The sequence below is a fragment of the Rouxiella sp. T17 genome (assembly GCF_036663475.1).
GTDB lineage: Bacteria > Pseudomonadota > Gammaproteobacteria > Enterobacterales > Enterobacteriaceae > Rouxiella.
The window spans coordinates 240,414-259,173 of record NZ_JAWUEA010000026.1 but is presented as its reverse complement, the minus strand read 5'-3'; the positions used below and the strand labels follow the sequence as shown (position 1 = coordinate 259,173).

General features: G+C 54.1%; 19 protein-coding genes. 13 read left to right on the top strand and 6 right to left on the bottom strand.

Translation table 11 applies throughout. The annotated features are described in order from the left end of the window. The 3 genes from SC206_RS22075 to speA form a co-directional block, all read right to left on the bottom strand. Positions 1 to 65 (bottom strand): hypothetical protein (locus SC206_RS22075; protein ID WP_373417573.1); only part of this gene is annotated, 65 nt, incomplete at its 3' end. 279 nt (positions 66 to 344) lie between these two features. Next, positions 345 to 1,271, bottom strand: coding sequence for an agmatinase (speB, locus tag SC206_RS07805; RefSeq protein WP_332735824.1), 927 nt, complete (start codon positions 1,269 to 1,271; stop codon positions 345 to 347). An 85-nt stretch (positions 1,272 to 1,356) separates the two neighbouring features. Continuing rightward, positions 1,357 to 3,336 (bottom strand): biosynthetic arginine decarboxylase, encoded by a 1,980-nt coding sequence (gene speA, locus SC206_RS07800; RefSeq protein WP_332735822.1) that lies wholly within the window; start codon positions 3,334 to 3,336, stop codon positions 1,357 to 1,359. Between the two features lie 694 nt (positions 3,337 to 4,030). Here speA and metK point away from each other — a divergent pair. The 8 genes from metK (at position 4,031) to ruvX (ending at position 11,695) form a co-directional block, all read left to right on the top strand. Next, entirely contained in the window at positions 4,031 to 5,182 is a 1,152-nt protein-coding gene (metK, locus tag SC206_RS07795) for a methionine adenosyltransferase (RefSeq protein WP_045049202.1), read from the top strand. A 449-nt stretch (positions 5,183 to 5,631) separates the two neighbouring features. Continuing rightward, entirely contained in the window at positions 5,632 to 7,029 is a 1,398-nt protein-coding gene (locus SC206_RS07790; RefSeq protein ID WP_332735819.1) for a sugar porter family MFS transporter, read from the top strand. Positions 7,030 to 7,162: 133 nt separating this feature from the next. Beyond that, positions 7,163 to 7,669, top strand: coding sequence for a SprT family zinc-dependent metalloprotease (locus SC206_RS07785; protein ID WP_332735817.1), 507 nt, complete (start codon positions 7,163 to 7,165; stop codon positions 7,667 to 7,669). 143 nt (positions 7,670 to 7,812) lie between these two features. Beyond that, positions 7,813 to 8,529, top strand: a complete 717-nt coding sequence (endA, locus tag SC206_RS07780; RefSeq protein ID WP_332735814.1) for a deoxyribonuclease I — start codon at positions 7,813 to 7,815, stop codon at positions 8,527 to 8,529. A gap of 188 nt (positions 8,530 to 8,717) precedes the next feature. After that, positions 8,718 to 9,449, top strand: a complete 732-nt coding sequence (gene rsmE / locus SC206_RS07775) for a 16S rRNA (uracil(1498)-N(3))-methyltransferase (protein ID WP_332735812.1) — start codon at positions 8,718 to 8,720, stop codon at positions 9,447 to 9,449. A gap of 23 nt (positions 9,450 to 9,472) precedes the next feature. After that, positions 9,473 to 10,426, top strand: coding sequence for a glutathione synthase (gshB, locus tag SC206_RS07770; protein WP_332735810.1), 954 nt, complete (start codon positions 9,473 to 9,475; stop codon positions 10,424 to 10,426). Positions 10,427 to 10,703: 277 nt separating this feature from the next. Beyond that, a complete protein-coding gene (locus tag SC206_RS07765) occupies positions 10,704 to 11,267 on the top strand; it encodes a YqgE/AlgH family protein (protein WP_332735849.1) in 564 nt (187 codons plus the stop codon). Next, positions 11,267 to 11,695: a Holliday junction resolvase RuvX gene (gene ruvX, locus SC206_RS07760; RefSeq protein WP_332735808.1), complete on the top strand. Its 429-nt coding sequence runs from the start codon at positions 11,267 to 11,269 to the stop codon at positions 11,693 to 11,695. The genes SC206_RS07765 and ruvX overlap by 1 nt, the downstream gene beginning before the upstream one ends. A 12-nt stretch (positions 11,696 to 11,707) precedes the next feature. Here the strand turns inward: ruvX and SC206_RS07755 are convergent, their stop codons facing one another. Beyond that, positions 11,708 to 12,706: a type IV pilus twitching motility protein PilT gene (locus tag SC206_RS07755; protein ID WP_332735806.1), complete on the bottom strand. Its 999-nt coding sequence runs from the start codon at positions 12,704 to 12,706 to the stop codon at positions 11,708 to 11,710. Between the two features lie 21 nt (positions 12,707 to 12,727). On the opposite strand from SC206_RS07755, the gene SC206_RS07750 reads away from it, so the two are divergent. The 5 genes from SC206_RS07750 to hemW all read left to right on the top strand — a co-directional run bounded on the left by SC206_RS07750 (position 12,728) and on the right by hemW (position 16,847). Next, positions 12,728 to 13,441, top strand: a complete 714-nt coding sequence (locus SC206_RS07750; RefSeq protein WP_332735803.1) for a YggS family pyridoxal phosphate-dependent enzyme — start codon at positions 12,728 to 12,730, stop codon at positions 13,439 to 13,441. A 40-nt stretch (positions 13,442 to 13,481) separates the two neighbouring features. After that, positions 13,482 to 14,303, top strand: coding sequence for a pyrroline-5-carboxylate reductase (proC, locus tag SC206_RS07745; protein WP_332735801.1), 822 nt, complete (start codon positions 13,482 to 13,484; stop codon positions 14,301 to 14,303). A gap of 158 nt (positions 14,304 to 14,461) precedes the next feature. Continuing rightward, on the top strand, positions 14,462 to 15,016 hold the full coding sequence (locus SC206_RS07740) for a YggT family protein (protein ID WP_332735799.1): 555 nt from the start codon (positions 14,462 to 14,464) through the stop codon (positions 15,014 to 15,016). Between the two features lie 93 nt (positions 15,017 to 15,109). After that, complete coding sequence (locus tag SC206_RS07735; RefSeq protein WP_332735797.1) at positions 15,110 to 15,718, top strand: XTP/dITP diphosphatase; 609 nt, start codon at positions 15,110 to 15,112, stop codon at positions 15,716 to 15,718. Continuing rightward, a complete protein-coding gene (hemW, locus tag SC206_RS07730; RefSeq protein ID WP_332735795.1) occupies positions 15,711 to 16,847 on the top strand; it encodes a radical SAM family heme chaperone HemW in 1,137 nt (378 codons plus the stop codon). The genes SC206_RS07735 and hemW overlap by 8 nt, the downstream gene beginning before the upstream one ends. Before the next feature lie 132 nt (positions 16,848 to 16,979). Here the strand turns inward: hemW and SC206_RS07725 are convergent, their stop codons facing one another. Then, entirely contained in the window at positions 16,980 to 17,708 is a 729-nt protein-coding gene (locus tag SC206_RS07725; RefSeq protein ID WP_332735793.1) for a DUF2884 domain-containing protein, read from the bottom strand. 60 nt (positions 17,709 to 17,768) lie between these two features. Then, positions 17,769 to 18,695, bottom strand: coding sequence for a glutaminase B (gene glsB / locus SC206_RS07720; RefSeq protein ID WP_332735791.1), 927 nt, complete (start codon positions 18,693 to 18,695; stop codon positions 17,769 to 17,771). Between the last annotated feature and the right edge of the window lie 65 nt (positions 18,696 to 18,760).

The following is an 18,760-nucleotide window of genomic DNA, read 5'->3' as shown; positions in this document are numbered from 1 at the left end:
GCTTTCTGCACGGCGTCCATGCTGAGTGCGCGGATAGCGTTCGCAAGCTCTTTACGAGAGGACATGTTCTACTCCAGGTCGGATTAAAAAAGCAGTCGAAAAATTCATTTTCTCAAACTACGGATTAAAACGGCAATCTCTATTACGGCAAGGAACACACTTTGGGAAAGCGGCGCAGAGGGCATAGAGTTTTTAGTCTTCCCAACTATATCGCCCCCGCTGATAAAAACCAATCATGGCACAGAGCTTATAAGGAGATGTTATTTGCCGTTCGGTCGCATTAGAAAAAAATAAAAAAACCCGGCATCGCCGGGCTTGATTAAACGTTCAATCGGATAAAAGGCTTACGCGCCCTTCTTGTCCGCCTGCACGTGCAGCATTTCCAGCGCCAAGGTAGCCGCCGCCAACGCCGTGATTTCTGACTGATCGTAGGATGGCGCGACTTCAACAATGTCCATGCCGACGATATCAAGATTCAGATTTTTCAGACCCCGTACCAGTTTCAACGCGCGATCGGACGTCAGGCCGCCAATCACTGGCGTGCCCGTACCCGGCGCGTGCGCGGGATCCAGACAGTCAATGTCGAAGCTCAGATACACCGGCAAATCGCCAACGATCTGCTTAACCTGCGCCAAAATATCATCCACGGTGCGATCGTTAACCTGCGCCGCGTCGAGCACGGTGAAGCCCAGATCTTTGTCGAATTCGGTACGGATACCAATCTGCACCGAATTCTCGGCGGAAATCAGCCCTTCTTTCGGCGCATGATAGAACATGGTGCCGTGGTCGAATTTGCTGCCGTTGGAATAGGTATCGGTGTGGGCGTCGAAATGCACCAGCGCCATTTTACCAAATTTACGGTGATGCGCGCGCAGCAGCGGCAGCGTTACAAAGTGGTCGCCGCCGAAGGAGAGCATGCGTTTACCGGCCGCCAGCAGGCGATCGGCGTGCTCTTCGAGGTTATCGATCAGACTTTGTGCGTCGCCGAAATCAAACACGACATCGCCGCAGTCCACGACTTTCAGACGCTCGCGCAGGTCGAAATCCCACGGCCAGCGTTTGCCTTCCCACGCCAGATTGACCGAAACCTGACGGATTGCCGCCGGGCCTAGACGCGAACCTGAACGACCCGAGGTCGCCATATCGAAAGGAATACCGGTGATAACCCACTCGGCGTCGCTATCGTAAGGTTCGAAATTTACTGGAAATCGCAGGAATCCAAAGGCGTTGGAAACCAGCGAGTTATCGAATTTATGCCCCAAAGTGCTCATAACTTTTCCTTTTATGAAAGCCTCGCAGGCATTCATGGCGCTGCGAGGCTCTTGATCTACACGTTTCTGAACTGTTGGTATTCAGTTATTCATCTTCAAGATAGGTATAACCGTACAGGCCGCTTTCAAACTCTTCGATAAACTGCGCCTGCAGATCATTATCAAGGTCAGTCTGTTTCACCTGATCGCGGAAGCGGGTCAGCAAGACATTCGGGTCAAGCTGCACGTATTCCAGCATGTCGGCGACGGTATCGCCCTCGTCGGACTGCTGCACTTCAACGCTGCCATCAGGGAAGACAAACACGTCAACCGCCGCGGTATCGCCGAACAGGTTGTGCATGTTGCCCAGAATTTCCTGATAGGCACCGACCATAAAGAAGCCCAGCGCCGGCGGATTTTCAGGGTCGTACGGCGGCATTGGCATGGTGGTGGTCACGCCGTCGCCATCGATGTAGTGATCGATAGTGCCGTCGGAGTCGCAGGTGATGTCGAGCAGCACGGCGCGGCCAACCGGCGGTTTGTCGAGGCCTTCCAGCGGCAGTACCGGGAACAGCTGATCGATACCCCACGCATCCGGCATCGACTGGAACAGCGAGAAGTTGACGTAAAGCTTGTCGGCCATACGCTCTTGCAGCTCGTCGATAATCGGGCGGTGCGCGCGGTTGCTCGGGTCGAGCTGTTTCTGAATCACGTTACAGATGTTCAGATAAATTTCTTCGGCCCAGGCGCGCTGAGTCAGATCCAGAATACCGTGCGCATATTGCGAGTGAACGTCGTGCAGGTCCATCTGGCAGTCGTGCAGCCACTCACGCAGCGAGCGACGGTTTTCCGGGTCGTGCATTTCATTCCAGGTATCCCACAGGCTAGCCAGGGCGCGCGGGGCGTCATCGGCAGGGGCAACCGGTGGAGTGAATTCGTTGCGCTCGACGCCAATCACGTTGGAAACCAGCACCGTGTGGTGCGCAGTCACGGCGCGACCCGATTCGGTAATCACCGTCGGATGTGGCAAACCGTGTTCATTACACGCGTCGCCGATACCCCAAATCACGTTGTTGGCGTATTCGTTCAGGCCATAGTTGACCGAGCAGTCAGACTGCGAACGCGTGCCTTCGTAATCGACACCCAAACCGCCGCCGACGTCGAAGCACTGAATATTTACGCCAAGCTTGTGCAGCTCGACATAAAAACGTGCCGATTCACGCACGCCGGTGGAGATGTCACGAATGTTGGAGAGCTGCGAACCGAGGTGGAAGTGCAGCAGTTGCAGGCTGTCGAGGCGATCGGCGGCACGCAGCATTTCTACCAGCTGCAACACTTGCGCCGCGGCCAGACCAAATTTGGACTTTTCGCCGCCGCTCGACTGCCATTTGCCCGAACCCTGCGAAGACAGGCGCGCACGCACGCCCAGACGCGGGATCACGTTCAGGCGCTCGGCCTCTTCCAGCACCAGCTTGATCTCGGTCATTTTTTCGATGACCAGATAAACCTTGTGACCCAGCTTCTCGCCGATCAGCGCCAGTCGAATGTATTCACGGTCTTTATAGCCGTTACAAACGATAACCGAACGGGTCATGCCCGCGTGGGCCAGAACCGCCATCAGCTCGGCTTTTGAACCAGCTTCAAGACCCAGCGGCTCGCCGGATTCGACCAGCGATTCAATCACGCGGCGATGCTGGTTTACCTTGATCGGATAAACCAGGAAATAGTCACCGTTATAGCCGAAAGATTCGCGCGCGCGTTTGAACGCGGCGTTAATCGAGCGCAGACGGTGCTGAAGAATTTGCGGGAAACAGAACAGCGCCGGCAGACGTTGACCGTCCTGCTCGCGCATGTCTTTCACCAGTTGCGCCAAGTCTACGCGGGCCGACGGTACGTCCGGATCGGGACATACGCTAATGTGGCCAAGCTCATTGACGTCATAATAGTTGTTGCCCCAATAGGCAACGTTGTAAGTACGCAGCATTTTGCTGGCATCACGGTCGTTCACGGCAACCTCCTGCATGGAGCGCAAAGAAACACTGTCGCCCGCATGAGACGGACGGTGGGAATGCATGTCATCAGACATAGTTAATACCCTTTTCTACACTGACAGCATGGCCAGCCACTATCGCAGTAACAACAGGTGAGAACAACTCGGACAAAGCTGATAAACGGCGGGCAGAAACCGGTCGTCTCACGCTCGGAACAAATTGATCGCTCATGTAATTGTAAAGCACGTTGTCAGACTCGGTGGAACGAGTCGGGAAAAAGCTTGGGGGAAATCAGAATTTTTTCACAGTGGCGGTACGCAGAGAGGACATGCGTGTGCTGAAGATGCGGCTTAAATGTAACAAGCGGTAAAAAGTGGGTCATTAACCTAACCACCTCCACAGATGTCGTGCAGAGCAAACGGACATCCGGCCAAATCGGCCATAAAGAGAACAGTAATTACTGGAATACGCTGATTAATCACTAACTGGAGAAATAGTGCGGCGCGGAGGCGTTTATACCGCTAAGACTGGGCAAATGCAAAATGAAAGTGAGCCAAAAACCGTTTCTGTCAGTGAATGTCACGCCTGTAAGGCACTAAATGAACACGCTTGCAGAAAAAAAGGGCTGGCAATCACCTTATAAGCTGTCCTAAAATAGACGTCCAGATGTTAATCCGTCTATTTTGCAAACCGTCAAACGGCTTCACGGATGGGCTTCAAATCTGTCCTTTTTCATGCTGCCTAGCTTGGCGGCAATCTCTAACCGTCGTATGAAAGGTAAAGAAGATAATGGCTAAACACCTCTTTACGTCCGAATCTGTTTCAGAAGGACATCCAGACAAAATCGCAGACCAAATCTCTGATGCCGTTCTCGACGCGATTTTAGAACAAGACCCGAAAGCACGCGTCGCGTGTGAAACTTACGTCAAAACAGGCATGGTTCTGGTTGGCGGCGAAGTGACCACCAGCGCCTGGGTTGATATCGAAGAGATCACCCGTAACACCATCCGCGAGATTGGTTACGTCAACTCAGAAATGGGCTTCGACGCCAACTCCTGTGCCGTGTTGAGCGCTATTGGTAAGCAATCTCCTGATATTAATCAGGGTGTTGACCGCAGCGATCCGCTCGAGCAAGGTGCCGGCGACCAGGGTCTGATGTTTGGTTATGCAACCAACGAAACCGACGTGCTGATGCCAGCGCCAGTGACTTACGCTCACCGTTTGGTGCAACAGCAGGCTGCTGTGCGTAAATCAGGTTCACTGCCGTGGCTGCGTCCGGACGCAAAAAGCCAGATCACTTTCCAGTATGACGACGGTAAAATCGTCGGTATCGACGCGGTTGTGCTGTCCACTCAGCACTCTGAAGAGATTAGCCAGAAAGACCTGCAAGAAGCGGTGATGGAAGAGATAATCAAGCCGGTTCTGCCTACCGAATGGCTGAATGCGTCGACCAAATATCACATCAACCCGACTGGCCGTTTCGTTATCGGCGGACCAATGGGTGACTGTGGTTTGACCGGTCGCAAAATCATCGTTGATACCTACGGCGGCATGGCGCGTCACGGCGGCGGTGCATTCTCCGGTAAAGATCCTTCAAAAGTTGACCGTTCAGCGGCTTACGCTGCGCGTTATGTGGCGAAAAACATCGTGGCTGCCGGTCTGGCCGATCGCTGCGAGATTCAGGTTTCCTACGCAATCGGCGTGGCAGAACCGACCTCTATCATGGTTGAAACCTTCGGTACCGAAAAAGTTTCTACCGAGCAGCTGACTCTGCTGGTTCGCGAGTTCTTCGACCTGCGTCCATACGGCCTGATTCAGATGCTTGACCTGCTGCACCCAATCTACAAAGAAACGGCTGCCTACGGTCACTTCGGTCGCGAACATTTCCCTTGGGAAAAAACCGACAAAGCAGCTCAGCTGCGTGAAGCGGCTGGACTGTAATCAATCCTGTCGAGTAGCGAATAATTCTTAAAACGAACCCTGCCCTCACCGGCGGGGTTTTTTTATCGCTATTATTCAGCAAGCTAAAACCGGAATCTTCCTGAAATGAAAACGGTTACAGAATATATCTGCTTAATAATGAGGTAATTACGATTAAAGCAAGCAATGCATCAGTAACAATTGATTGATTTAAATCAAGACTTAGACTAGTAATCTATAACGCTAACGCGCCCGTCATAACAAAGTCTTACAAAAGCTCGCCATGACTCGTTATTTTATGCAACAAGAAGTGTAAGCGATTACAACTCTGTGATCTGGCGCACTTTTTGGAGAGGCGTGCGCACATAACATAGCGAGCAAAGTATTCCGCGTACAAAAGTTAGAAAATCGACGCAGTGAATAGCAGAATTTACGATTAAAAGAACTATAGCCATTTTTTCGGAGGCAGGATGAGTATCTCAACGTCTTATAAGGCAGAGAAGCGCTCCAACAAGAGCGTGACCTTTTTTGTCTGTTTTCTCGCCGCACTGGCCGGACTGCTTTTCGGTCTGGACATTGGGGTGATTGCAGGGGCACTACCTTTTATCAGTCATGATTTCCAAATCACCAACCACCAGCAGGAATGGGTGGTCAGCTCGATGATGTTCGGCGCGGCGGTCGGTGCTGTCGGCAGCGGCTGGATGAACTTCCGCATTGGTCGTAAATACAGCCTGATGATTGGTGCCGTGCTGTTTGTTATCGGCTCACTGGCTTCTGCTTTAGCGCCTAACACCGAAGTGCTGATTATCGCGCGCGTGTTGCTGGGTCTGGCGGTGGGCGTGGCCTCTTATACAGCGCCACTTTACCTGTCTGAAATTGCTCCCGAGAAGATTCGCGGCAGCATGATTTCGATGTATCAGCTGATGATTACCATCGGTATTTTGGCCGCTTATCTCTCTGATACCGGCTTCAGCTACACCGGTTCATGGCGCTGGATGCTGGGCGTGATCACCATCCCTGCCCTGCTGCTGCTGGTTGGCGTCTTCTTCCTGCCAGACAGTCCGCGCTGGTTGGCGGCACGTGGTAACGATGAGAAAGCGCGTCGCGTGCTCGAAAAACTGCGTGATACCAGCGAGCAGGCGAAAAACGAGCTTAACGAAATTCGTGAAAGCCTGAAGGTAAAACAGGGCGGCTGGTCACTGTTTACCAATAACAAAAACTTCCGTCGTGCCGTTTACCTCGGCATCCTGCTACAGGTAATGCAGCAGTTTACGGGTATGAACGTCATCATGTATTACGCGCCTAAAATCTTTGGTCTTGCGGGCTTTGCCAGCAATTCAGAGCAGATGTGGGGCACCGTGATCGTGGGTCTGGTCAACGTGCTGGCGACCTTTATCGCTATCGGTCTGGTTGACCGCTGGGGCCGTAAACCGACGCTGATCCTGGGCTTCATGGTAATGGCCGTCGGTATGGGCGTGCTGGGCACCATGCTGCACATTGGCGTGGAATCGATGGGCGCGAAATACTTCTCCATCGCTATGCTGCTGATGTTTATCGTTGGTTTTGCGATGAGTGCAGGTCCGCTGATTTGGGTACTGTGTTCAGAAATTCAGCCGCTGAAAGGCCGCGATTTCGGGATTACGGTTTCCACCGCGACCAACTGGATTGCCAACATGATCGTCGGCGCAACCTTCCTGACCATGCTGGACAGCCTCGGCAACGCCAACACCTTCTGGGTTTATGGCGGCCTGAACGTGGTGTTTATCTTCATCACGCTGGCGCTGATTCCAGAAACCAAAGGCGTTTCTCTTGAGCACATCGAACGTAACCTGATGAGCGGCAAGAAACTGAAAAACATCGGCGAATAATTCCTGCTTTTGCATGATGCTCATTTCCGTATGTCTCGAAAGGCGCTCACTGAGCGCCTTTTTTTTGCCTATCGTCGAGCCGCGTCGGCTTTTAACTTGCGTCTTCCCCCGTCGCAGATTTATGCTTTAAGACATGAAAAGCACCAGAATCCCGATAGCCTTACAGCAGGCGGTCATGCGCTGTATGCGCGAAAAACTTCAGCTCGCCAACCAGAAGCTGAACGCCTCTTATCCCGAACCTGAAATCAACTATCAGCAGCGCGGCACCAGCGCGGGCACGGCGTATCTGCAATACTGGCAGATACGGCTTAATCCGGTGCTGCTGCTCGAAAATCAGCAGCCGTTCGTCGATGAAGTGGTGCCGCACGAGCTCGCGCACCTGCTGGTTTATCGTCATTTTGGTGCTGCCGTTCCGCCGCACGGCAAAGAGTGGCGCTGGATGATGGAGTCCGTTTTAGGCGTGCCCGCCAGTCGAACCCATCAATTTACCGTGGCCTCAGTGCAGAGCAAAACCTATCCCTATATTTGCCAATGCCGCGACCACCAGCTGACCGTGCGCCGCCACAATAAAGTGATGCGCAAAGAGGCGGAATATCGCTGTAGTTACTGCAAGACGCTGCTGCGCTTTAAAACGGGCTAAGTCATGAGGCGCAATCTTGCTTAAAGCCAGACGTGGCGCGCGTTACCGCGTTAACTTACTCGTTAAAAAAGCTTAATCTCTCATTGATAGCGCCCCGTACATCCGCTAACCTGCCTCTTTTAAGCCATCGAGTTGATTAGACCATGTCGCGCACACTGTCCCGCACGCTTCTGCTGTTGATCTCTGTTATCACGTTCTCTTCGTTTAATGCTTTCGCTGAACCTTACGATCACATCAAAATTAATAATTTCACTCAGGCGAAAGCGGCGGCAGTCAAAATCAACCACGATGCACCGACCTTTTATTGCGGTTGCAAGGTGAGCTGGACGGGCAAGAAAGGCACGCCAGACCTGCAATCCTGTGGCTACACGCCGCGTAAAAACGCCCAGCGCGCCGGCCGCATTGAATGGGAGCACGTCGTTCCTGCCTGGGAATTTGGCCATCAACACATGTGCTGGCAAGACGGCGGCAGAAAAAACTGTAATAAAGACGCGACCTATCGCCAGATGGAAACCGACCTGCATAACCTGCAACCGTCGATCGGCGAAGTGAACGGCGACCGCAACAACTTCCAGTACGGCATCGCCAACATTCCGGCGGGTCAATATGGCCGCTGCGAGATGAAAGTCGATTTCAAGAACAAGGTCGCCGAGCCGCCGGTCCGTGCGCGCGGCGCGATTGCCCGCACCTATTTCTATATGCGCGACCAGTATCACCTGAACCTTTCGCGCCAGCAGACGCAACTGTTTACCGCGTGGGACAAGATGTATCCGGTCAGCCCGTGGGAGTGCGAGCGCGATAACCGCATTGCGGCCGTGCAGGGCAATCACAACAACTATGTACAGCAGGCTTGCAAGTAGGGAAAAAGCTAACCTACTATATCGGCCCATAGCGCTTTTGGTTTATTAAAGCTGGCGGCCCATAAAAGCTTTCGGTTTATAAAAGCTTTCGGTTTATAAAAACTTGTTACGCGTACTTGGCCTTTTAACACTCTGTCTTTCAACAGCGCCGAGTGCGCTGTTTTTTTATAATAGGATTACAGTCGTCTATGCGCATCCCCCGCATTTATCATCCAGAGCTTCTACGCGCCCATTCCGAGATTGCGCTTTGCGAAGACGCCGCCAACCACGTGGGCCGCGTGCTGCGCATGCAGCCGGGGCAGCTTATTCAGCTGTTCGACGGCTCCAATCAGGTATTTGAAGCCAGCCTGAGCCACGTCGACAAGAAAAGCGTACGCGTACAGGTGGGTGATGCCGAGCTGGCTGACAATGAGTCGCCGCTGCATCTGCATCTCGGCCAGGTCATTTCTCGTGGCGAGAAGATGGAATTTACCATTCAAAAATCCATCGAGCTGGGCGTTAACACGATTACTCCGCTGTTTTCCGATCGCTGCGGCGTGAAGCTCGACGGCGAACGTTTGGCCAAAAAGCTTCAGCAGTGGCAGAAGATTGCCATCGCCGCCTGTGAACAGTGCGGACGTAATCGCGTGCCCGAAATACGCGAAGCCATGCCGCTGGAGCAGTGGTGCGCCGAGCAGGACGACAGCCTGAAATTGAACCTGCATCCGCGCGCCAGCCACAGTATCAACACCTTGCCGCTGCCGGTTGAGCGAGTCCGTTTGCTGATTGGCCCCGAGGGCGGCCTTTCCGCCGAAGAAATTGCAATGACCACGGGCTACGGATTTACTGATATCCTGTTGGGACCGCGTGTTCTACGCACTGAAACTACCGCGCTCACCGCCATCACCGCCCTTCAGGTGCGTTTTGGCGATCTGGGCTAGAAGCAGGCCTTAAAGGAGAGAAGATGATTAAGCTTGGCATCGTGATGGACCCGATTTCTTCCATCAATATCAAGAAAGACACCAGCTTCGCCATGTTGCTGGAAGCCCAGCGTCGCGGCTATGAACTGCATTATATGGAGATGAACTCTCTGTATCTGCGCGGCGGCGAAGGCCGTGCTCAAACCCGTAAATTGCTGGTTAAGCAGGATTACGAGAGCTGGTATCAGTTTGGCGACGAGCAAGACATCGCCCTGCAGGATCTCGATGTGATCCTGATGCGTAAAGATCCGCCGTTCGACACCGAATTCATCTACGCGACCTATATTCTCGAGCGCGCAGAAGAGAAAGGCACGCTTATCGTCAACAAGCCGCAGAGCCTGCGCGACTGTAACGAAAAGCTGTTCACCGCCTGGTTCCCTGAACTGACGCCGGACACCTTGGTGACCCGCAACGCGACCCAGCTGAAGTCTTTCTATAAAGAGCACAATGACGTGATCCTCAAGCCGCTCGACGGCATGGGCGGCGCATCCATCTTCCGTCTGAAACCTGAAGATGCCAACGTCTCTGTGGTTATCGAAACGCTGACCGAGCACGGCAGCCGTTACTGCATGGCGCAGAATTATCTGCCTGCCATCAAAGACGGTGATAAACGTGTGCTCGTCGTCGACGGCGAACCGGTGCCTTATTGCCTCGCGCGTATACCTTCGCAGGGCGAAACCCGTGGCAACCTCGCCGCCGGTGGTCGCGGTGAAGCGCGTCCGTTGAGCGAAAGCGATTGGGCAATCGCCCGCACCGTCGCGCCAACGTTGAAGAAAAAAGGCCTGATCTTTGTCGGCTTGGACATCATCGGCGATCGCCTGACCGAAATTAACGTCACCAGCCCGACCTGCGTGCGTGAAATCGAAGCCGCATTCCCGGATATCTCCATCACCGGCATGCTGATGGACGCTATCGAAGCACGTTTAGCAGCACGCTGATTGACCGATTTAGAAACAGTAATGTTTTCAAAATCCATTACTGTTTTCAAAATCTTTTACCGTTTTCAAAATCCATAACTGTCTTCAAAATCCATAACTGTTATCAAGATTCATTACTGTTTTCAAAATCCATTACTTTTTCAAAATCTATTAGATTTCGTGTCGTAGCAAGGCGGCAACTGAGTAAGACCCTAGGAGCTTACACAAGTAAGTGACTAGGGCGAGCGAAGGCGGCCAACGCAGCTACGGCGCGAAAGATAACGGATGGACACCCAAGATGAATTTACAGCATCATTTTTTGATCGCGATGCCGGGACTGGAAGAACCCATGTTCAAGCGTTCCGTTGTTTACGTGTGCGAACACAATGACGAAGGCGCCATGGGTCTGGTGATCAACAAGCTCGTCGATGACTTCACCGTCAAAAACGTGCTTGATAAACTCGATATCGACCCGACGCCGCGTGACCCCAGCATAAATCTGGATCGCCCGGTCTTTGCGGGTGGCCCGCTGGCTGACGATCGCGGTTTTATTCTGCATACGCCGCGTCAGGGCTTTGGCTCGAGCATCCAGATTTCCGACCAGACGATGATCACCACCTCAAAAGACGTGCTTGAAACTCTGGGCACGCCGGACCAGCCAAAAGACGTGCTGGTTGCGCTGGGCTATGCCGCCTGGGAGCAGGGTCAGCTGGAGCAGGAGCTGCTCAACAACAGCTGGCTGACCATCGAAGCGAGCTGCGATATTATTTTCAGAACCCCTATCGCCGATCGCTGGCGTGAAGCCGCCAAAATTATGGGCATTGAAATCAGCCAGTTAGCTACCCACGCAGGTCATGCGTAATGGGTAATCGCACGCTGTTTGCCTTTGACTTCGGCACCAAGAGCATCGGGCTGGCTATTGGCCAGGAGGTCACCGGCACGGCTCGACCTTTGGCTTCTTTCAAGGCGCAGGACGGCACGCCCGACTGGCAAAAAATCGAGAAACTGCTTAAAGAGTGGCAGCCCGATTTGGTGGTTGTAGGCTTGCCGTTAAATATGGACGGCACCGAGCAGCCGCTCACCGCCCGCGCCCGCAAGTTTGCCAATCGCCTGCACGGCAGATTCGGTGTGCAGGTTGAGCTGCACGACGAGCGTTTAAGCACCGTCGAAGCACGCGCCGATCTGTTCGAACGCGGCGGTTTTCGCGCGCTCGACAAGGGCAGCGTCGATGCCGCGTCCGCCGTAATCATCCTCGAAAGCTGGTTTGAAAATCAGTGGAACAAGCCCTAATCCGCAGATTATTCAGCCTGCGAGCAGTCCTGCGCTAATCCGCTGCTGCCTGCTTTGCTCGAAAGTTTGCATTCCGGCCTCACCGCCGGTTTGCAGACTGTCTTGCAGCTGATGCGTTTTCCCCTCGCGAATTAAATTGCACACCGCCGGCGTGGTGATCAGCATTTCATAGAGTCCTACCCTGCCCCCATTTTTATCCAGCACCAGCTTTTGCGCCAGAATACCTCGCAGGCTGCCCGCCAGCTGCGCGCGAACAAACGCCTTTTCGTCGGCGGGAAACACGTCCACCAGCCTATCTACCGCCTGTGACGCGTGGCGCGCGTGCAGCGTTGCCAACACCAGATGACCCGTTTCTGCTGCCGTCAAAGCCAGGCGAATACTTTCGCTGTCCCGCAGTTCGCCGAGCAGCAACACGTCGGGATCTTCACGCAGCGCCGCTTTTATGGCCTGCGAAAACGACGGCGTATGCGTGCCCAGCTCACGCTGTTGAATTAAACAACGCTGGCTGCTGTGCAAAAATTCAATCGGATCTTCCAACGTGATAATGTGCCGCGTGCGGGTCTGGTTGAGATGGCCGATCATCGCCGCAAGCGTGGTCGACTTGCCGCTGCCGGTCGCGCCGGTAATCAAAATCAGGCCATCTTCCTGTTCGCACAGCGCACGCAAAATAGTGGGAGCCTGTAAGGTGTCGAGCATCGGACAACGTTCTGGCAGCGGCCGCAGCGCCAACGACAGGCCAGCAAACTGGCGAAAAAAATTGACGCGCACCCGCCTGCCGCCTGATAAGGTCACCGCCGCGTCCGCCTGTCCCTGCTGTTGCAACGCTTTTAACGCTTCATCGTCCAGCCAGCTTTCGCTTAATTCAATCAGCTGCCGATGGGTGACAGGAATGGCGCATTGACCCGTAACCAGCTCGCCATTAATACGCAACATCGGCACCTGTCCGGTACAAAGGTGCAGATCCGAGGCATTTTGCTTTACACTAAGCTCTACAAAACCACTGATATCCATTTGAAACACTCCTGAGCCAATATGAACCAACGTCAGCATTCATCTATTGCGGAAAATCTACAGCAAGTCAGGGAGCGTATCGCCTCTTCTGTCGCCCTTTGCGAGCGTTCTCCAGAAGAAGTGACGTTGCTTGCAGTCAGCAAAACAAAACCTGCGAGCACTATCGAAGAAGCGATCGCCGCCGGGCAACTGGCCTTTGGTGAAAACTATGTGCAGGAAGGTGTCGAGAAGGTTGCCGCCTTTGCCGAACATCCGGCCGCGCTGGTGTGGCACTTTATCGGCCCGTTGCAGTCGAATAAAAGCCGTCTGGTTGCCGAGAATTTCAGCTGGTGTCACACTATTGACCGCCTGAAAATCGCTCAGCGGCTTAACGAGCAGCGTCCGGAAGCCATGCCGCCTTTGCAGGTGCTGATTCAGGTCAATATCAGCGATGAAAACAGCAAATCAGGCATCACGCTGGATCAGGTCTCCACGCTTGCCGCCGAGATTGCTAAAATGCCGCGCCTCAAGCTGCGCGGTTTGATGGCCATTCCCGCGCCAGAAAATGAGTATGAACGTCAGCTGGCCGTGTTCCGCCAGATGACCGAGGCTTTCGAGCAGCTTAAACAGCAGTATCCCGAGGTCGATACGCTGTCGATGGGCATGACGGATGACATGCCCGCGGCTATCGCGGCGGGCAGCACGATGGTCCGAATCGGCACCGCTATCTTCGGCGCTCGAGATTATTCAAAATAATCTCACCTTTAACAAAACTTGACCAAGGAGCAAAGTTACGATGCAACATAGGAACATAACATTTATTGGTGCAGGTAATATGGCGGGCGCGATAATCGCGGGTCTGGTCTCCAGCGGCTATCCGGCGGATAAAATTACCGTCTGCGCGCCTTCCACCAAAAATCGTGATGCGCTGAAAGAAAAATATGGCACGCGCAGTAGCGAAGACAATATTGCCAGCGCGCAAGAAGCAGAGGTGGTGGTTTTAGCCGTTAAACCTCAGCTGATGGCCGACGTTTGCAGCGAATTGCAACAGCAGGTCGATTTTAGCAGCAAGTTAGTCTTGTCGATTGCGGCGGGCGTCAGCGTCGAGCGTTTCTACGCGCTGCTTGGCGACAATCTCAAAATCGTGCGCATCATGCCAAATACCCCTTCTTTAGTCGGTAAAGGCATGAGCGGACTGTTCGCGCCGCAGCAGGTTTCACAGCAAGATCGCGATTTCAGCAGCGAGCTGATGACGGCGGTCGGCAAGGTATGCTGGGTCGAAACCGAAGCGGGCATCAATCAGGTCATCGCGGCGGCAGGTAGCGCCCCGGCCTACTTCTTCCTGTTTATGGAAGCGATGCAGCAGGAGGCTCAGCGTCAGGGTCTTAGCGCCGACAACGCGCGTCTTTTAGTTCAGCAGGCGGCCAGCGGCGCGGCGGCACTCGTAGAAGCGAACCCAGAAACGCCACTCTCGACGCTGCGTGAAAATGTCACCTCAAAAGGCGGCACGACCTTCGCAGCATTGAATGTATTCAACGAACGCGACCTGACTGCTATCGTGGCAGAAGCGATGCAGGCAGCCGTGGCGCGCGCGCAGGAAATGGAAAAACAGTTTTAATTTTTCAGGGCAAGCCTGCTGCGGCGGGCTGTTGCTCCAAGCTGTGTCGTTGAGTAAAAAAATTTAAACAAGAGTTGGAACTAGAGACGTTCTAGAAATAAAGTTCCGCAGGTTCAAGGCATTGCCTCGAATCCACTATCACAAGAATAAGGTTATTTATGCTCACGTTGACTTTTCTGGTCAAGACACTGATTGACCTCTACGTCATGGTTTTACTTTTACGCATCTGGATGCAGTGGGCGAGAACCGATTTTTATAATCCCTTCTCGCAATTTGTTGTTAAAATAACCCAGCCGATTATTGGGCCGCTGCGCAGAATCATCCCGCCGCTCGGCCCGATCGACAGCGCGTCGCTGCTGCTGGCTTTCTTGTTGATGACCATTAAATATCCGTTACTGCTGCTGATTCAGGGCGGCGGTATCTCGCTCAGTCCGTATAACCTGTTGTTTGGATTGATAGCGTTGGTCAAATCCGCCGGTTATCTGGTGTTCTGGCTTATCATTATCCGCTCATTAATGAGCTGGGTAAGTCAGGGTCGCGGCGCAATGGATTATGTATTGATGCAACTGACCGAGCCGCTAATGGCGCCAATCCGCCGTATTCTTCCGGCGATGGGCGGCATCGATTTCTCGGCAATGATCGTCATCCTTATTCTTTATATGCTGAACTATCTCGGCATGGATTTGTTAGGCGAGCTCTGGTTCCTGTTGTAATCCAGACTTGCGAATACGCCACGGACGGGAGCACTCTCCTGCCGTGGCGTAAATTTTTCTATATATCATGAAGTAAACATGCAGGAAGTAGACATGCAAAAAGTTGTACTGGCCACCGGCAATCCCGGAAAAGTGCGTGAGCTCGCGCATTTACTCGCTGACTTCGGACTCGATGTGGTCGCGCAAACCGAGCTTGGCGTTGACGACGCGGACGAAACCGGCCTGACCTTTATCGAAAACGCGATTCTGAAAGCCCGTCACGCGGCGCAAATCACCGGTCTGCCTGCCGTGGCCGATGACTCGGGTCTGGCGGTTGATTATCTCGGCGGTGCGCCGGGTATTTACTCTGCGCGCTATTCCGGCGAAGGCGCGACCGATCAGCGTAATCTCGACAAGCTGCTTGAAGCACTGAAAGACGTACCCGACGGCCAGCGTCAGGCACAGTTTCACTGCGTACTGGTTTACCTGCGCCACGCCGAAGACCCAACGCCGTTGGTGTGTCACGGCAGCTGGGCCGGTGAAATCACCCGTGAGATGTCTGGCGAAGGCGGTTTCGGTTACGATCCTATCTTCTATGTTCCGTCGCTTGGCAAGACGGCCGCAGAGCTGACGCGCGAAGAAAAAAGCGCGGTTTCCCACCGTGGTCTGGCGTTGGCCAAGCTGTTCAAGGCGATGTCCGAGGCTGCCCAGAAGAATGCGTAAGCTGCCTCCGTTAAGCCTTTACCTGCATATTCCATGGTGCGTACAGAAATGTCCTTACTGCGATTTTAACTCGCACGCGCTCAAGGGCGAGGTGCCGCACGACGATTATGTGGCGCACCTGCTGGCCGATCTCGATGCCGATCTGCATCTGACGGCGGGACGTACCGTCGAAACGATTTTCATCGGTGGCGGCACGCCGAGCCTGCTGAGCAGCGAAGCGATGCAAAACCTGCTCGACGGCGTTCGCGCGCGCCTGCCCGTTTCGCCGACGGCGGAAATCACCATGGAAGCGAATCCGGGGACTGTCGAAGCCGACCGTTTCAGTGGCTATCAGCGTGCCGGTGTGAACCGTATTTCTATCGGCGTGCAGAGTTTCAGCGCTGAAAAGCTCGAGCGTTTAGGGCGAATTCACGGCCCTGACGAAGCCATGCGCGCGGCGCACCTCGCGACCAATTTGGGCCTGCGCAGTTTCAACCTCGACCTGATGCACGGCCTGCCGAATCAGACGCTGGAAGAAGCCCTTGATGACCTACGTCAGGCGATCGCACTGAATCCGCCGCACCTGTCGTGGTATCAGCTGACTATCGAGCCAAACACGATGTTTGCCTATAAAACGCCGGTACTGCCCGATGACGACGCGCTGTGGGATATTTTCGAGCAGGGTGACAAGCTGCTGACCGCCGCCGATTATCAACAGTATGAAACCTCGGCTTACGCCAAACCGGGTTACCAGTGTCAGCACAACCTGAACTACTGGCGTTTCGGTGACTATCTCGGCGTAGGCTGTGGCGCACACGGCAAGCTGACGCAGCCCGATGGCCGCATTCTGCGCACCGTGAAGGTCAAGCATCCGCGTGGCTACATGCAGGGTCGCTACATGGACAAACAGCACGAAGTCGAGAGTAAGGAGCTGCCGTTCGAGTTCTTTATGAACCGCTTCCGCCTGCTCGAAGCCGCGCCGCGTGAAGAGTTTGCTATCTACACCGGTCTCGAAGAGTCCAGCGTGCGCGCGCAAATAGATGAAGCGATCGCCAAAGAATACATGGTCGAAACGGCCACGCACTGGCAGATTACAGAGAAAGGAAAACTGTTCCTCAACTCGCTGCTGGAACTGTTTTTGGCGGATTAGTTTTTGCAAAATAGCTTTTAACAGAAAATCGCCCCCGCCGTTCATCAGCGGGGGAAATTGTTAGCTAGCTAGCTGGCAAAACTATGTCTAGTTAACAAAACTACGTCGTGCGGAAAAATTCGTACTCACCGCTTATTTAATATCAGCCAGCAGTTCGCGGCGTTGCTGTTCCAGCGAGGTCACACGATTACAGACGCTGTGGCCGAAGTTTTCAAATTCGCCCTGCTGCTGCTTCCATTCTGCCTGCACCGCCTGCTGCAAACCACCCAGATTGCCCATCATCGCCTGCAACGGATTGCCGCCGCTGGCAAGTTGGCGCGAGCCCATTTCGTTCATGCTGTCCTGCATCACGCCGCCCATGGTTTGCTCAACCAAACGCTGGCCGTCCTGCTGAACCTGATCGATAGCCTGATGATGGAAAACCAGGCCGTCGGGGCGATGCTCGATAATACGGTTCATCTGCTGCTTTAACTGCCCGTCGAGCGTAGTCAGACGGTTGCGCACGTTGCTGTCGCGGCCAAGCTGCTTGACGATAACGCCGTCCATCGCCACGCGCGCTTTTTCAAGATGCGCTTTGGAACCTTGATCGATCCAGGGCAGATCGCGGCGCAAGGCGGCCTGATAATCAATCGCCTCCTGACGCTGTTTGGCCGTCAGCGACACCTGTTTGCCGTTCTGGCTCAGGTCGCCGTTTGGCGTGATCAGCAGATTGCCGCTGGCGCCCACTACCTGCACGGTTTCAGGTTTGATAACCACGTCATCCTTCGGCTTGACGCTGCATTGGAACTCGGCGTGAGCCTGTAGCGCAGTCAGAGCAAGCAGGCCAATCAGGCCGTGTTTCAATCCCGTTTTTGCTAACATGTTTTCTCCCTTGAGTCTGACAGGCAGCGGGCAAATGCCGAGCTGGCTGCTGACGCGTGATTAAAATATTGAACGGCCGATTCGTTGCGCCAGTAGTTCTAAGGCAGCGGTTCCTGCCAAAGAGTTCCCTGCGGCATCAAGCTCGGGCGACCAGACGGCGATGCACATCTCTTCCGGCACCACCGCGATAATTCCGCCGCCCACGCCAGACTTGCCCGGCATGCCGACGCGATAGGCAAATTCGCCGGCGCCGTCATACATGCCGCTGGTCACCATCAGCGCGTTGATGTGGCGCGCCTGACCCGGCTCGATCAGCGGTTCGTCACTGCCCGGCGGCAGGCCTTTGTTGACCAGATAAAGGAAGGTGCGCGCCAGCTCGCAGCAGCTCATCTTGAGCGAACAGTAGTTGAAATAAGTTTGCAGCACGGTGAGCACGTCATTTTCGAAATTGCCAAACGATTTCATCAGATAGGCAATCGCGGCGTTACGATCGGAATGTTCGAATTCGGAGCGGGCCACCAGCTGATCGTAATGAATCTCCTGCTCGCCGGAAAGCTGGCGCACGACTTCCAGCATACGCTGTTTTGGTGCGGCGAGACGGCTTTGCAGCATGTCGCAAATCACCAGCGCGCCCGGGTTGATAAACGGATTACGCGGCTTGCCCTTCTCCAGCTCAAGCTGCACCAGCGAGTTAAACGGCTGGCCGGAAGGCTCTTTGCCACAGCGCTGCCAAATCTCGTGCTCTTCGTAGCGGCTCATCGCCAGCGTGAGGCTTAACACCTTGGAGATAGACTGGATTGAAAACTGGGTCTGGGCGTCACCGGCGTAAAACTGCTGGCCGTCGACGGTGCAGACCGCGATGCCCAGATTGTCGGGTGAAACGGTCGCCAGCGCGGGAATATAATCCGCCACTTTGCCTTGTCCAATCAATGGCCGCACCTGCGACAGGATCTCTTCCAGCAGCCCGTTATTTAATTCAGTCGACACCAACGTTTCCTTTATCGTGCTCTAAAAAGAGTAAAAGCGCCAAGAAGGCGCTTTAGATGACTCTA